The sequence below is a fragment of the Hyunsoonleella pacifica genome (assembly GCF_004310335.1).
Classification (GTDB): Bacteria; Bacteroidota; Bacteroidia; order Flavobacteriales; family Flavobacteriaceae; genus Jejuia; species Jejuia pacifica.
Window position 1 is genome coordinate 1 of the sequence record NZ_SIRS01000028.1, and the last position, 309, is coordinate 309.

1 protein-coding gene is annotated in these 309 nt (G+C 33.7%); it reads right to left on the minus strand.

What is annotated here, in order from left to right; translation table 11 throughout:
* Positions 1-76 precede the first annotated feature (76 nt).
* Positions 77-309, minus strand: a 233-nt coding sequence (locus EYD46_RS17610; RefSeq protein WP_130938489.1) for a winged helix-turn-helix domain-containing protein, incomplete at its 5' end; no start/stop codon positions are given.

A 309-nucleotide genomic window follows, 5' to 3' on the forward strand; every position in this document is an offset into this window, starting at 1 on the left:
AGGTACGATTGAGACATCTCATTATTCAGGTGAGATTTCTCACGTTGTTCGAAATGACAAGCGTTTAATATTTTAATTATAGTTTTTCAATTCTAGCCAATTCCGTATCCAAAAACGCCCAACAATTCTTGTTAATCTCATCAAAGGCGTTAACCAAAGATTTTCCATATTCTGTAAGTTCAGCACCACGACCACCTTTTCCACCAATACTATTTATTGTAACTGGTTTTTTAGCTGATTTGTTTACAGCGTCTAGCATTTGCCATGCTTTTTTATAAGAGATATTTAATGATTTAGCAGCTTTTGATA